Below are 15,639 nucleotides of genomic sequence, written 5' to 3'. Positions count from 1 at the left end.
GGAAAGTTGTACGACCATGGGTTTATGCACTACTTGGGGAACCTTTTTGCTTTGTTTTAGCACACTATTTCCGGGTATCTTACAACGGGCTTTCACCACTGATTTTCAGCCTTCCAACGCACCTGAGGCCTATTTTGGCACTTTGAAAACCTGAACATTCAGATGTATTTTTTTTCCTTAATAAATCCATAAAAAAAAGCCATTCAGTACTACCGAATGGCTTTCCAAATCAGGCTTTAAGAAGATCCCTTAACGAGCCTCACGCATCAGGCGCTCAATATCGTCGGCTTCCAGCGGGATGTTCTTCATCAAGTCGTCGTTGCCGTTGGCCGTAATAAGGATGTCGTTTTCGAGGCGTACACCTAAGCCTTCTTCTCTGATGTAGATACCTGGCTCGCAGGTGTACACCATGCCTGGCTCGAACACGCGGTACTTCGCTCCCACGTCGTGCACGTCGAGGCCCAGGTAGTGGGAGGTGCCGTGCATGAAGTACTTCTTATAAAGCGGGGCGGCCGGATCTTGGTTTTTCACGTCGTTGGCATCGAGCAGGTCCAGCTTAATAAGCTCTTGCTCCATGGTGCGGCCCACTGCGGCATGGTACTCCTCGATGTTGTTGCCGGGAATCAGTTGCGAAGTGGCATATTTCATTACCCGCAATACTGACTCGTACACGTCGCGCTGGCGCTTGGTAAAGGTGCCGTTCACGGGGATAGAGCGCGATAGGTCGGCGGCGTAGTTAGCGAATTCGGCTCCAAAGTCGAGCAGCATCACGTCGCCGTCCTGGCACTCTCGGTCGTTGCTGACGTAGTGCAGGATGCAGGCGTTGGCCCCGGAAGCAATGATGCTGCCGTAGGCTGGCCCGCGGGAACCGTGGCGCAGGAACTCGTGGAAAATCTCGGCTTCAATCTCGTATTCCATCACGCCGGGCTTCACAAAGCCGAGCAAGCGGCGGAATGCCTTTTCGGTGATGTCGGCGGCGCGCTGCATCAGCCGGATTTCTTCGGCGCTCTTGATGGCCCGGAGTTGGTGGAGCAGTGGCGCGGCGCGGCGGTAGGTGTGCAGCGGATACGTCTCCTTGATTTTTTTGATGAAACGAGCGTCCCGGGTTTCCACTTCCACTACGGCCCGAATGTGCTCATTGCTGTTCAGAAACACGTTTTCGGCTTCGTTCATGAGGGCTGGCAGCACCGAATTGAACGACTCCAGCCACATAATAGTGGGCACTCCCGATTGGGCGCGGGCCTGGTCTTTGGTAAGTTTGTAGCCTTCCCAAACCAATATGTGCTCACTGGTTTCCTTGAGAAAAAGGATTTCGCGGTACTGCGGCAGCACCGCATCGGGGAAGAGCACAAGAATGCTTTCCTCTTGGTCGACGCCCGACAGGTAGAACAGGTCGTTGTTCTGGCGGAAAGCCATAGTGCCGTCGGCGTTGGTCGGCATAATGTCGTTGGACTGGAAAATAGCCAACGAAGCGGGCGGCAGTAGCTTGGTGAAGTTGTGCCGATTCTGGATGAAAAGCTCGGGGGAAATCGAACCGTAGCGCATAAGCAGAACGTGAAGGGAAAGAAACGACGCACCCACGGCGCATCCGCTGCAAGTTAGAATTTTGGTTGGTCTGCCAGTTTATTTCCTAGTCTTGGTGCTTCGTTCTAGCAGCGCCAGTGTGGGGCTGCCTCTGGTGGTGCTAGCAACTTTTACGGCTGCGCGCTTGTACTTTTACCGACCTTTTGCTTTTCCAGTGTTCGTATGCCCACTGCCACGCCCGGTGTTGTTCTGCTTGTTCAAACTGCCTTCATCGGCGACGTAATTCTGGCCTCTGCTCTGCTGGAGTACCTGCACCAAACCGAGCCCGATACGCCCGTCGATTTTTTGGTGCGCAAAGGCAACGAAAGCTTATTGCAGCAGCACCCGCACGTGCGCCACGTACTGATTTGGGACAAGAAGCACAGCAAATATCAGGGCCTCTGGCGCCTGCTTCAGCAGGTTAGGGCCGCTCGCTACGCCCGCGTGATTACGCTGCAGCGCTTTGCTTCCACTGGTTTCTTAACCGCTTTTTCGGGTGCACCCGAGCGTATTGGCTTCCAGAAAAACCCGTTTGCCTTTGGCTTTACGCGGGCATTACCGCACATTATTGGCGGTGGCGTGCACGAGGTAACGCGCAACCTGCGTCTGCTCGACCCCGCGTACCGGGGCCCCATTGTACCACCCCGGCTGTACCCCTCTCCTGCCGACGAAGCGGCGGCTGCGCCCTATACCACGCACGGCCCGTACCTGTGCATTGCGCCTACCTCGGTATGGTTCACCAAGCAGTTTCCGCAAGAGCAGTGGCTGAAGCTGCTGGCGGCGCTGCCAGCGCACTACCGGGTGTATTTGCTCGGTGGCCCTCCTGATGTGGAAGCCTGTGAGGAATTGTTGCGCCTCAGCAACCGACCCAATATGGTGAACTTGGCCGGTAAGTTGTCCTTGCTGGCTTCTGCGGCCCTCATGCGCGGGGCTGTCCTCAACTATGTGAACGATTCGGCACCCATGCACCTGTGCTCGGCGGTGGGTGCCCCTACCTGCGCGGTGTACTGCTCTACCGTACCCGATTTTGGGTTTGGCCCCTTGAGCCCGTTTGCGCGGGTGGTGGAAATTCCGGGCGGTTTGGAATGTCGGCCGTGCGGACTACATGGTTACCAGAAATGTCCGCTCAACCACTTCAACTGCGCCCACGGCATCGAAACAACGCAGTTGCTGGCCGTGCTGGCAGAGGCTGAGCTGCACGCAGCCGGCAGCCGCCAGGTTGGGACGTCGGCTGAGGGAGGCACTGGCAATCTGGCGCTTTCATGAGTAGCGCCTTGCCCTCAACTTTTTAGTGGCTGGCAGGGTATTTCCGCTTACCACGCAGCACACGTACTTTACAGCCTCTTTCCGGCAGTACCTTTGCATTTCTTGGAAACCGAATGGCCTAGCTAGATGGTTATACAAGACCGGCGCTCATACCCGAGTGCCGACGTTCCTAAGCCCTTATCTTGATGTCTGATTACGACCTATACGAGCTGCCCAACGGCATTCGAGTTTTGCACAAGCAGGTTATTCACACCAAAATTGCGCATCTCGGCTTTCTGCTCGACATCGGTTCCCGCGACGAAAAGCCGGCCCAGCAGGGCTTGGCGCATTTCTGGGAGCACATGGCTTTCAAAGGCACTGAAAAGCGCAAAAGCTTCCACATCCTTAATCGCCTAGAAACTGTGGGAGGTGAGCTGAATGCCTACACCACCAAAGAGAAAATCTGTTTCTACGCGTCCTTGCTTAGCACGCACTTCGAGCGCGCCTTCGAGCTCCTCACCGACCTTACCTTCAACTCAGTATTTCCGGAAAAGGAAATCGAGAAAGAGCGGGGCGTGATTCTGGAAGAAATGTCCATGTACCAGGACGCGCCTGAAGATGCCATTATCGACGATTTCGATGACGTAGTATTTGGCGGCCACTCCTTGGGTCACAACATTCTGGGCACACGCGAAAGTGTCAGCAGCTTCCAGCAGGCTGATTTCCGTCAGTTCCTGGCCGAAAACGTCCGCACCGACCGGCTGGTTTTCAGTTCGGTCAGTAACCTGCCGTTTAAGGAAGTGAAGCGGCTGGCCGACAAGTTTCTGGCGCCGCTGCCGGCCCGGCTAGGAGACCGACCACGCACTGCGTTCGACGGCAATTTGCGGGTAGAGAAGCTGGAGCGCAAGCCGATTTCGCAGGCCCATTGCCTGATAGGCGGTCCGGCCTACGCCATCAACGACCCGCGTCGGATTCCGTTTTTCATGCTCAGCAACATCCTCGGTGGGCCGGGCATGAACTCCCGCCTCAACCTGGGTATCCGGGAGAAGTATGGCTTGGTCTACAGCATCGATGCCACGTACTCGCCCTATACCGACACTGGGTTATTTGGCATCTACTTCGGCACCGAGAAAAAGCAGGTAAACCGCACGATTACGCTAGTGCAAAAGGAATTGAAGCGCCTTCGCGAACAAGCCCTGGGCACGGCACAGCTGCACACCTCCAAGGAGCAGTTGATGGGCCAAATGGCCATGGCCGAGGAAAGCAACGGCGGCATGATGCAACTGCTAGCCAAAAGCACCCTTGACATCGGCCGCGTCGAATCCATCAACGAAATTTTTGACCGGGTCCGCGCTGTCACGTCGTCGGAGCTGCTGGAATTGGCCAACGATATTTTGCGTGAAGACAACCTGAGCGTACTTCAGTACGTGCCAGAGTAGAGAGCAACGGAGTAGCTGAATAACTAAGTAATCGTTTGGTTGGCAGTACGGCTTGCTTACTCAGCCACTCCTGTCAGAACCAATACTTCATTATCCAGCTACTCCGTTAGTTTTATGCGCATTTTTGGGCACGTAGGCACCTATCGACCAGGCGACCTTTTTGCTAACCGGCTGGAATTGAGCTTGACCGGGCTGCACAAGCCGCGGCGGGCAGGCGTAAGCGGCAGCCAAGCCGAGGGAGCCGACTCTATTGTGCTGGCCGGCGCTTACGAGGATGATGCGTTCAGCGAAGACGAAATCATCTATTCCGGCAGCGGCGGGCGCGACTTACAAACCGGCAAGCAAGTCACCGACCAGGAAATGATAGGCCGGAACTTAGCGTTGCGGCGCAGCCAGGAAACCGGCCTACCTGTGCGTGTTTTCCAACGGGTAGCCCACGAGGACGGCGAGAAGTTTCGCTACGAAGGCCTCTACCGCATCATCAGCTATCAGTTTGCACGCGGCAAGTCCGGTTTTCAGGTGCTACTGTTCCGGCTAGTGCCTATCACTACTTAGGTGTACTCCGCAATTAGCTGCTTATGCATGGGAATGAGCAGCTATTACCTCCCATTAGTACTACTAAGCTAGTGACACTTCTTAGTTGGTTGTGCATCTGGCAAGGAGGGGCTGAGGGGGTGGTTGACCAGCCCTTGAACATTTTTACCCTGAACGTCATGCTGAGCGCAGCCGAAGCATCTCGCTAGTGTGGTATACCCTTTTGCCATTGCAACGATTCGAGCGAGATGCTTCGGCTCCGCTCAGCATGACAGATAGTTTAGCAACGAGTGGTCATCCACCCCTAACTCCTCCTTGCTAGATGGTCAACAGCAGCTGACGGAAACTGGCTGCTTAGCGCATCTAGCAGTTCGAAGGAGTAGAATTACACTACACCATTACTTTTGCCTGATGCCTGACGACGAAATACAACGCTACGCCGACCAACACACCAGCCCCGAATCAAAGTTGCTAGCGCAACTCAACCGCGAGACGCACGTGCAATTGCTACACGCGCGGATGCTTTCGGGGCACGCGCAGGGGCGGTTGCTGAGCATGATTAGCCACATGGTGCGGCCGCGGAGGGTGCTGGAACTGGGCACGTTTACGGGCTACGCGGCTTTGTGCTTAGCCGAGGGCTTAGCGCCCGATGGCGAGTTGCACACCATCGAGTTCAATCCTGAGCTGGAGGACCGCATACGCCGTTATATAGCCGCTGCGGGCTTAGCAGAGCGTGTGCATTTGCACATCGGGATGGCAGCTCACGTAGTACCGACGCTAGCAGGCCCCTGGGATTTGGTGTTTATTGATGCAGATAAAATCAACAATGACACCTACTACGAACTGGTGCTGCCGCAGGTAACGACAGGGGGATTCGTGCTCATCGACAACGTACTTTGGGGAGGTAAAGTGCTGGATTCTTACCCTTTGAAACCTTCTGATAAAGACACCCACGCCGTCCGGGCCTTCAATGACAAAGTACAGGCCGACCCTCGGGTTGAAAATGTGTTTTTGCCGTTGCGGGATGGGCTTCTGTTAGTCAGGAAGCTTTGATGCTACTCAGTTAAATTTTTAACTACTAGATCAGACGCTGGTAGGCAACTAAAGGTAATTTGGCCTCGGATGCAGACAAATTAGAGGAGGAACCCTGCACACCAAGAGGATATTTATAAAATCTATTGAATAAGTGATTAAACGTTGGAGAATGGTTTGCGTCTATGCCAGAGCGAACCTTTACTCCTGACTGATGCATCATCGTTTTCTACTTATAGTTTTACTGTTATTCACAGGCTTAGGAGCTGCCCAAGCGCAAACTAGCGCCATTAGCGGGCGTATTGTAGATGCATCTAATCAGGCGCCGCTTATTGGGGCCAACGTGCTGCTACGCGGCCTAACCGCCGATTCGTTGAAGAATGGCGCGGCAGCCGACGTAAATGGCAACTTCACCGTGTCGGGCTTGGCGCCGGGCCGCTATCAGCTAACAATATCGTTTCTGGGCTACCAGACCTTGCAGCGCCAACTCACGCTTACTACTCAGCCGCTTGCTCTAGGTGTGCTAGCACTTGGCACGGGCGGAGTGGCGCTAAAAGGTGTAGAAGTGGTAGGCAAAGCGGCGGCTGCCGTTCAGAAAGGTGATACGTCGCAGTTTAACGCGGGCTCGTTCAAGACCAACCCTGATGCTAACGCCCAAGACCTTATCACCAAAATGCCGGGCGTGACCGTGGACCCTACGTCGGGCAAAGTACAGGCGCAGGGCGAACAGGTGCAGCGCGTGCTAGTGGATGGGAAAGAATTTTTCGGCAACGACCCCGACGCTGTACTGAAGAATATTCCAGCCGAGGTTATCGACAAGATTCAGGTGTATGACCGGGCTTCCGACCAAGCTCAGTTCACTGGCTTCGACGACGGTAACCAGCAGAAAACCATCAACATCGTCACCAAGCCACAGTTTCGGAACGGGCAATTTGGCCGGGTACTGGCCGGCTATGGCCCTAAGGACGACCGATACCGGCTGAGCGGCAACCTCAACTCATTCAAGGGCAAACAACGCATGTCGATTGTGGCCCAGAGCAACAACATCAATGAGCAGAACTTCGGCACCGAAGATTTGCTGGGTGTGGTAGGGAGTTCGGGTGGCGGTGGTGGCGGCCGTGGAGGCCGCGGCGGCGGGGGCGGCAACCAAGGCGGAGGTGGCAATAATGTAGGCGACTTTTTAGTGAATCAGTCGGGTGGTATTTCCAAAACCCATGCTATTGGCTTGAACTACTCTAATTCCTGGGGCCGCAAAACCGACATTACGAGCAGTTACTTTTTCAACCTCAGCGACAACACGGCCTCGACCAACCTACTCCGGCGCTACGTGGCCCCCGTGGACCGTCCGCTCGACCAACGCTACAACGAAAACTCGCTTTCCACGAGCCGCAACATCAATAACCGTTTCAACCTGCGCCTGGAGCACCGCATCGACTCGGCAAACTCTATTATCTGGCAGCCGCGCCTCTCGGTGCAGCGCAATACCGGCAACAGCTTGTTGGACGGACGCACGTTTCAGGTCAACGAAGGCGAACCTGAATTCACGCAGGGCAGCAACAATAGCAGCTACCGCTCGGCCCTGACCGGCATTACGGCAGCCAACCAACTCTTATTTCGGCACCGCTTCGCCAAGCGTGGCCGCACGATTTCGTTGGGTGTAAACACCACCTACAACACCAAAGACGGCGACAATACCTTGCTCTCCACCACCGAATCCACCCGCGACTCGGTAATGAGCACTACTTCGCTAAACCAGTTTTCCAAGCTCGATCAAAGCGGCTGGGCCTGGAACGGCAACCTCAACTACACCGAGCCCATCAGCCAGTACAGCCAGCTGCAGGCCGAGTACCGGGTTTCCTACACACCCAACCAATCCGACAAGCGCACCTTCGACTATGTACCCGGGGAGGAGGCCTATACTTCACTGAACGACACGCTCAGCAGCGTATTCAAGAGCCGGTACTTGACCAATGCCGGGGGCCTAACGTACCGCTACCAAAATAAGGAGTTGCAATGGAACGTGGGCGCCACCGTGCAGCACGCCCAACTCCGCAGCGACCAAGAATTTCCGCGGCCCGCTCTGACGGAACGCTCCTTCCTGAACGTGCTGCCCAATGCCATGCTGCGCTACAACTTTTCGCGGCAGCAAAACCTACGGTTTTTTTACCGCGTGAATACCAACGCGCCCGGTATCAGCCAGCTACAGGAAGTGGTAAACAATTCTAACCCGTTGCAGCTCACTACCGGCAACCCTAACCTGCGCCAGGCCACGCAGCACAACTTCAATATTCGCTATTCATCGGCAGTGCCAGAGAAGTCTACTTCGTTTTTTGTGGCCCTCAACGGCTCGCTCACCAACAACTACATCACCAACAGCACCATCTACGCCACCGACGAGCCCCTGACGGTAGGCGGCGTCGTGATTCCAGTGGGCGGCCAGCTGACCCGGCCCGTCAACCTGGATCAGCAGTACTCGCTGCGTTCGTTTGCCAACTACAGTTTGCCGCTGTCGTTTATTAAATCCAACCTCAACCTGAATGCCAACATCGGCTATTCGCAGACGCCGGGTTTGGTGTTTGAGGAGCTGAACTACAGTCGCACGCCTTCCGGTGGCCTCGGGGTGGTGCTAAGCAGCAACATCAGCCCCGAACTAGACTTCACAATTTCGTCGAACTCCAGCCAGAATTACGTGCGCAACAGCTTGCAGCAGCAACTCAACCGCCAGTACTTCCGGCAAAACACGTCGTTGCGCTTCTCCTGGATCATTGTCAAAGGGTTGACGGTGCAGTCCGACGTGAACCACCAATACTACAACGGTCTTTCGGCTGGTTACAACCAAAGCTTTGTGCTGTGGAATGCCTCTATCGGCAAAAAATTTATGGCCAAGCAGCAGGCGGAAATCAAGGTGTACGCCTTCGATTTGTTGGGCCAGAACAATAGCATTCAGGTAAACAACACCTCTGCTTACACTGAAGATGTGCGCACCAACATCTTGCAGCGCTATCTGATGCTAATGTTCACGTACAACATCCGCAGCTTTGCCGGCAACGGCCGCTCCGACGCCTTACCTGGCGACGCCCCCACGGACCGGCAGCGCCCACCGGGTGGTTTCCGACCGGAAGGTGGCTTCCGGCGCGAAGGCGGCGGAGGTGGCTTTGGCCCTCCCGGTGGTGGTATGTAGCTTCAAAGGGTCCGGCTGTAAAGTCGGACCTTTTTTATTGGCCTTTCGCAGCTGTGCTTCAGAACTTGCAAGCTGCCGGCTCCCAAAGAGGTGGTGACAGGTAGCGCAACAAGGCTATTGCCGAGGTAACGTGACTACCACCCATTTCAGCGTACCCTCCGCCAACCGAAAACTACATCGAATACTGCCTGTCGGGAATACAACAAAAGATTGTTTGCTGTCGTTGGCCATCTGCGTTAGAGCTGTGTGTAGTGCCCTTTGGCATCTGCTTTCAGACTACTGGCAATAGGCTTTTTCCGGGTACTGGACCTCACTTCCCCCATTTTTTTAGCTTCTTTGTAGTGTTGGAGCCTGGGTGAGCAACCGTAGCGCAGCCAGGGCTTCGTGTTTGCCTCCTTATGAAACGACTTCTTTTCACGCTGCTTTGCTGCTGGCCACTGTTGGCCGGCGCCCAGAGCGTATCAGTGCCGACCGAATTAGATTTTGCGGGTTTACACCTCCGCCTCACCGATGGTGGGCGCAAAGTAATACAGCAGAAAGTGGATGCCTTACGCAGCCACCCCACCTCGTTTCAGGGCCGCGTAAATCTGGCCGATGCCTACTTCCCTATTATCGACCGAGTGTTGCAGGAAGAAGCCGTACCCCTGGATTTTCGCTACCTAGCCGTACAGGAAAGCGGATTGCAAGGCGACGCCCAGAGCATTCATGATGCGGTGGGCTATTGGCAGTTCAAGCGCGAAACTGCGCAGGATTACGGCCTCCTCATGAACGATGTAGTAGATGAGCGCAAGCACATTGTGGCCTCTACCCACGCGGCGGCTAAGTATCTGAAGCGCAACAACAATACGCTCCATAATTGGGTGGACGCGCTGCTAAGCTACAACCTTGGCTCTGGGGGCGTGAAGCCCTACACCCTACCCACCGATTTCGACGCTACCGAGTTGGAAATCACCGAGCAGACGCACCCGTACATCCTCACCACGCTGGCGCACAAGCTGGCCTACGAACCGGCTGTGGGCCACAATCCTAAGCCCCCGCTGGCCTTCCAGGAATTTCCCGCACCCGCTGGTTTCACGTTGGTCAACATTGCCCAGACCCTGCAAACCGACCCCGCCGAAATGGCCCGCCACAACCGCTGGCTGCTTACTACCACAGTACCTAGCGACAAGATTTACACCATCTTGGTGCCGGTTGTAGATGAAATTCAGCGCACCGCCATTGCCGCCCAGCAGAAAAATGCCACCTCCGGCCAACTGCTCAACAAGCCCCAAACCGACCCTCAAAATGCTGATTATGTGCGCGTGAATGGCATCCGGGCGCTGATAGCACTGCCCGGCGACACCAAGGAAAGCTTGGCACAACGGGCGGGCCTGAAGATGCGCAAGTTCATGCAGTACAACGACATGTTTGCTTTCGACAACATCGTGCCCGGCCAGCCCTATTTCGTGCAAAAAAAGCGCGACAAAGCGGCCAGCGAGTACCACGTGGCTCAACCCGGCGAGAGTGTAGCCACCGTGTCGCAGAAGTACGGGATTCGGACCAAGGCGATTCTTAACAAAAACCGGATGGCCCGCAACGAGGAGCTGCGCGCGGGCCGCATTCTGTGGCTGCAGCACACGCGCCCACGGGACGTAGCCATTGAATATGCCGACAGCAAAAACGCCACGGCGCTAGCTGCTTTCGAGCGTCCTGCCACTTCTTCAGCTACTGCAAAACCGCAGCCCGCCAGCTCTACGGCTCCTCAACCCGCTCCTAAAAAGCGCCGCATCGACGAAACTGAGCCTTACCGCGGCAAAACGGCCGACGCTACTCGCGTGCTGGAAGATGCCCCAGAGGCCACCGATACCACGGCCACCACGCAAGGCCTCGTAACCCAGCCCGACAGTGCCACCGATGCTACCACCGAAAACTTGAACGAGCTGTCACCGGCCTCGGCACACGCTGACACTACGGCCACTCCGGCACCAGTTCCCGCTGCTCCAGCCGCGCCCCGTACCGTATACAGCGGCCAACCTGCGCAGAAAGCAACGCCAGCTCCAGTTCCCGTTGCTGAAGAACCAACCGTCGATACGGCAGCAGTAGTCGTTGAAACAGTTCCGGAGCCAGCCAAGCCGCTTGCCAAGCCCACATCCTCGGTACCTGCGCCTAACAAAACCACACCGGCCCCGGCAGCAACGAAGCCTTCCGCTACCACAACGGCAACCAAGCCCGCTACGCCTGCCCCTGCTCCAGTTGCCACCGAGCCGGCTGTTGCGCCTGCTGCCGTAGTAGTGGAGCGCATACCAGCCAATGGGCTGCACGTGGTGCAAGCCAAAGAAGGAATCTATTCGGTGGCCCGGCGCTACGGCTTGCGCCCCGCCGATCTGATGGCGTGGAACAACCTGCCGCCCAACTCCCCGCTGCAGTTAGGACAAGCCCTGCGCCTCACGGCCCCGCAGGCCGCGGCCACAGTGCCAGTAGTACCGGCTCCGGCTCCAACTGCTACTCCTAAGCCGAGCAGCACAGCGCCAATTGCCAAGCCCACGGCCACAGCGCCACCCGTTGTGGCCGCCGAACCTGCTGTGGTGCGGCATACGGTTGCTGCCGGCGAGTCCATGTATGCGGTTTCGCGCAAGTACGAGGTTACCATCAAGCAGATAATGGAGTGGAACAACAAGCCCGATTTCAACGTCCGCCCCGGCGATGTATTGATCATCAAGCCAGCCAAAAAGCCACAAACCAAGTAGTGTCCAACAACAAAAAGGAGCCCGCGGTAGCAGCGGGCTCCTTTTTGTTTCCAGACGAGTGCTTGCTTAACAGAAAGCCTGCGTCATGTTTATATCGGCACATCAGGCGGCCACTCGTTCTGGCTCGGCTACTGCTACTATGCGCTTCGTGCGCAATTTGAGCATGGCAATGATTTCGGCGTCGGAGGTGTAGCGGTTGCCTAGGTTCACAAAATGCCGGGCCAGCAAATCGTAGCGGCGGGTCATGAGGTAAGCGAAGATGTGCAGGAAGTGGATGCCGTCGAATACAATAGCATCGTTCTGCGCATATTGGTCTACGTTTTTTAAGAAATGCGCGGGGTGCTCAGTCCAGTGCAAAGCCGGCTTGAGGTGGTGGCTGATGTGGTAGCCATCGTTCCAGCACTTATGGTTGTACTTGGTATTGATGCAAGTCACGCTGTTGGTGTAGCAGTTGCCGGGGTCAGTGGCATCAATAAACGAATGCTGACTCCAGTTGCCGAGCATCATTACCACCCGCGCCACTATCACCGGCAAAATCAGCACCACAAACGTAGCCGGCAGGTTCACGAACGCTAACACGATACAGGCTACGATATAGACGATTTCGCCCCGGAGCAACCGGTGCCGAAACTTGCTTTTTTGGTTGCGCGTGAAATACTGCGCCAACCGCGGAATTCCTACTAAGAAGAAGCCCCCTAAGTAACGAGCGAAACTGGCTATCGAGTCGCGCTGATAGTCCATGGTCGAGCTTTCGTCATGCTCCGTATTATTTTCGGGATGGTGCATGCCCAGATGGTGGGTGAAGTACGTTTCCGGCGTTTGCCCAAACAGTGGCCCAATCACCCACGGAATGTAGTGGTTGAGCTTGGCGTACTTCTTTTTAAACAGAATACGGTGACTGGTGCAGTGCAGCATCAACCCGAATGGCCCTTTGAAGTAAAACGTGGTCAGAAACATGTACACGCTTAAAGCGCCCCACCACACCCGATTGTCGATACTAGGCCAGAACAGCACGGCGGCCAGGGGTAGAAGCGTGCAGGATATTTCCAGAATGAGGTAGACAAACGGCAAGTCGCGCTTGTCTTGAATGAACTGTAGCAGGAACCGGCCAAAACGAGAGACGGGAGCCGTCTGGTCATAGACCGGATCGGTGGGGGCAACCAAATGCTTCATTGAGTGAATACTGACCGGTCATTTCGGTCGGACGGTGATACGAAAGCTAGATAGTGGCCACAGATACAGAAATGCTAGTTAGAAACCTAGTAGTTTCCAGACATAGCCAATAATTGATAATTCAAATTGATACAAATAGAAGCGGCATGTTTTAACGCCGCTGACTGCCCTGTAAATAGGGACGAGGTCTGCAAGGTAACCAGATTGCAGTGGATGAGTTCCATTTGTTTCACAAAGCCCCTATCAACCTCTACAGTTGATGGCACCATACCAAGCCTCTTAGCAAATGTTAAGAATGACTCAGAAAAGACAACTTTGGGTTGCGCGTGTTCTTGGAATTAGCCCTCGTTCTAACAGAAAGGAGTTTAAAAGCTAATTCGTCACCAACCTAGTCTTCAACCGCGACCTTGGGTGGACGGGAGCCTATGGTAAACCGAAGCCGTCTGCCCTACACTAGGCCATACAAAGACTCTCTCCGCCCATATTATGCCTCAGGATACGGCGGCAATGCTACTACCTACAGCTTGCTGTCCTAAATTATCCAGGATGCCCTTTTGAGTCATCAACGTCGGTACGCCGACACGTTTAGGTTTGAGCGGAAGGGCCGTCATCAGCTGCCTTCAAGAAAAGAACCAGTTACTTTCCAAGCTACAAAGCGCGAATAAGCACCGCATTTGGTAGCTTGACTATTTTTATGTCTTTATGCAACGTCGAGCAAGCGAAATGTATCATCAACTTATCAATTCTGATTATCATATTTACTATATAATATGTACCTATATAATTTATTCATTTTCCATTAGCTTACTTCCCTAGCTGTCCAATTAATGGTTATATCCCCCTTCCAGTTTGTCCTGACAACCTATATGTAATGCTATGCTCGTCGCCTGAGACGTGCGTTGAGTTGTGGTAAGCTATTCTCGTTATTCAGGCACTCAGCCTTGCTCAACTTTACAAGGTTGAAAGCATAGGTTTCGGAATACTTAGCTTGTACTAATAGTCCTTTCCTAACTTCCAATTGACTTTTTATGCATACATGTACTCTCCGTTGGTCAACTTTAGCGGCTGCTCTTGCTGGTTTGTTTGTTGCCAATCAGGCGGCAGCTCAGGCTCCCGTATTCTCTAACATCTCGCCGGCGCCGCATAGCTTCAAGCAGCCAGTCACTACTCCTGTTTCAGCTACCCTGACGCCAGCCGCTACAGCCAGCCTAAAAGTATACAGCTCACAGGCAGGCGGCTTGCGAAGCGGAGCTACGATTACAAACAACAACGCCATTTCATTTTTGCCTACTACCCCTTTTAAAGCGGGCGAAACATTGTCAGCTACGCTCACGAGCCCAAATGGGGCCAAATATGCGTGGCAGTTTACAGCAGCCGTTGCGGGCGGCAGCGGGCGGTTTGAGGCCGGAGAAGCCACATCGATAAATACGCAGCTCTATTCCCAGGACTACCTGACGCTTGTCGACGTAGACGGCGACTCGGATTTGGATGTATTAGTCCCTTACTACCTAAATCGGTATGCATTGGGTTTGTTGCGCAATGACGGTACCGGTAAGCTCGCTCCTCTGGTTGATCTTAATGTGGCTACCCAGCGCTTCAGGCCGGGCGACATTGATGGCGACGGCGACTTAGACCTTGTGTATGCCAGCATAAGCAATGGCCTAGGGGTGTTGCGCAACAACGGCACGGGTACCTTTAGTCTAGCATCAGGCACTATTAGTACCAGTAGCGAAGTAGGTTCGCTCGCGCTGGGCGACGTGGATGGCGACGGCGACTTAGACCTCGTATTTTCGGAAGCAGCGAGTAAAACACTCCAAGTCCGCCTGAACAACGGCACTGGATCGTTCACGGGAACCAGTCAGGTTAGCATCTCGTCTAATGCAATGCGCATAGAGCTTACAGACCTTGATAACGATGGTGACTTAGATGCACTAACTGGCTACGGCGGTACAGCAACCGGCCCCCTAAACATTCGTCTGAACAACGGTCAAGGACAGTTTTCTGGCACCACCGAATTGCCGGTGGGAGGTTACCGAGGCACCATTGGCCTAGCCGATTTTGATGATGATGGCGACGTAGATATTGCCGTTCCGCTTTTTCAACCTGATGGAAAACTTAGTCTATGGCGCAACAACGGAAACGGCACCTTTGTGAAGGGACCGGACTTATTGATTGGGAATGGCCCACAAGTAGTAGAGATAGGCGATGTTGATGGAGACAAAGACCTGGATATCATTACTGACGCCCGAGGAAATAGCTCCTCTATAAATACTATCAATCTGAACTTAAACGACGGTACAGGCAATTTTGTCCGTCAAGCAGATATTTCTACCAGTCCAATTCCTCTAGATCTTACCCTCGGTGACATGGACAACGATGGCGACTTGGATGTAGTAGTGTATAGCCTTAGTGGTAGCAGCAACAATCCGATGGGCCAGATAACCGTGCATCGCAACGCAGCCACTATTCTAGCCACTGCGCAAACTTCGCTCAAGGTTCCAACTGTTGGTGCCTGGCCAAATCCACTAGAGCATGGTGCCGAGCTTCACTTCGAAATACCAACGGAAGCCAATGGTGGCAAAGCGACGCTATACAGTGCCCTTGGTCGTCTTGAACGCGAGCTAACTTTCCAAGGTCAAACCTCAATGCTGCCTACTGCTGGCTTGGCACCAGGAATTTACTTGCTAACCGTGACACCAACAGGACAACGTAGCATTACAAAACGTGTGATGTTACACTAGTAGCT

9 protein-coding genes are annotated in these 15,639 nt (G+C 54.5%); 7 read left to right on the top strand and 2 right to left on the bottom strand.

Annotation, left to right across the window (positions count from 1 at the left end):
• Positions 1–249 precede the first annotated feature (249 nt).
• Positions 250–1,545, bottom strand: a complete 1,296-nt coding sequence (locus P1X16_RS18400) for an aminopeptidase P N-terminal domain-containing protein (protein ID WP_277231931.1) — start codon at positions 1,543–1,545, stop codon at positions 250–252.
• Positions 1,546–1,746: 201 nt separating this feature from the next.
• On the opposite strand from P1X16_RS18400, the gene P1X16_RS18395 reads away from it, so the two are divergent.
• From P1X16_RS18395 to P1X16_RS18370, 6 genes are all read left to right on the top strand, one after another.
• Complete coding sequence (locus tag P1X16_RS18395; RefSeq protein WP_277231927.1) at positions 1,747–2,829, top strand: glycosyltransferase family 9 protein; 1,083 nt, start codon at positions 1,747–1,749, stop codon at positions 2,827–2,829.
• Between the two features lie 185 nt (positions 2,830–3,014).
• Complete coding sequence (locus P1X16_RS18390; protein ID WP_277231924.1) at positions 3,015–4,247, top strand: pitrilysin family protein; 1,233 nt, start codon at positions 3,015–3,017, stop codon at positions 4,245–4,247.
• 114 nt (positions 4,248–4,361) lie between these two features.
• On the top strand, positions 4,362–4,802 hold the full coding sequence (locus P1X16_RS18385) for a YDG/SRA domain-containing protein (RefSeq protein WP_277231921.1): 441 nt from the start codon (positions 4,362–4,364) through the stop codon (positions 4,800–4,802).
• Between the two features lie 390 nt (positions 4,803–5,192).
• Positions 5,193–5,834 carry an O-methyltransferase gene (locus P1X16_RS18380; protein WP_277231918.1) on the top strand — a complete coding sequence of 214 codons (642 nt, stop codon included), beginning with the start codon at positions 5,193–5,195 and terminating at the stop codon, positions 5,832–5,834.
• A 193-nt stretch (positions 5,835–6,027) separates the two neighbouring features.
• A complete protein-coding gene (locus P1X16_RS18375; protein WP_277231915.1) occupies positions 6,028–8,994 on the top strand; it encodes a TonB-dependent receptor in 2,967 nt (988 codons plus the stop codon).
• 398 nt (positions 8,995–9,392) lie between these two features.
• Positions 9,393–11,720, top strand: a complete 2,328-nt coding sequence (locus P1X16_RS18370; RefSeq protein ID WP_277231912.1) for a LysM peptidoglycan-binding domain-containing protein — start codon at positions 9,393–9,395, stop codon at positions 11,718–11,720.
• Positions 11,721–11,822: 102 nt separating this feature from the next.
• On the opposite strand, the gene P1X16_RS18365 is transcribed toward P1X16_RS18370, so the two are convergent.
• Positions 11,823–12,893, bottom strand: coding sequence for a fatty acid desaturase (locus P1X16_RS18365; RefSeq protein WP_277231909.1), 1,071 nt, complete (start codon positions 12,891–12,893; stop codon positions 11,823–11,825).
• A 1,028-nt stretch (positions 12,894–13,921) separates the two neighbouring features.
• Here P1X16_RS18365 and P1X16_RS18360 point away from each other — a divergent pair.
• Positions 13,922–15,634 (top strand): T9SS type A sorting domain-containing protein, encoded by a 1,713-nt coding sequence (locus P1X16_RS18360; RefSeq protein ID WP_277231907.1) that lies wholly within the window; start codon positions 13,922–13,924, stop codon positions 15,632–15,634.
• Positions 15,635–15,639 lie beyond the last annotated feature (5 nt).

Origin of the sequence: Hymenobacter sp. YC55 (assembly GCF_029433095.1) — a bacterium.
In the GTDB taxonomy this organism is placed as follows: Bacteria; Bacteroidota; Bacteroidia; order Cytophagales; family Hymenobacteraceae; genus Hymenobacter.
The sequence above is the reverse complement of the archived record's forward strand: the minus strand, read 5'-3'. Positions and strand labels throughout refer to the sequence as shown.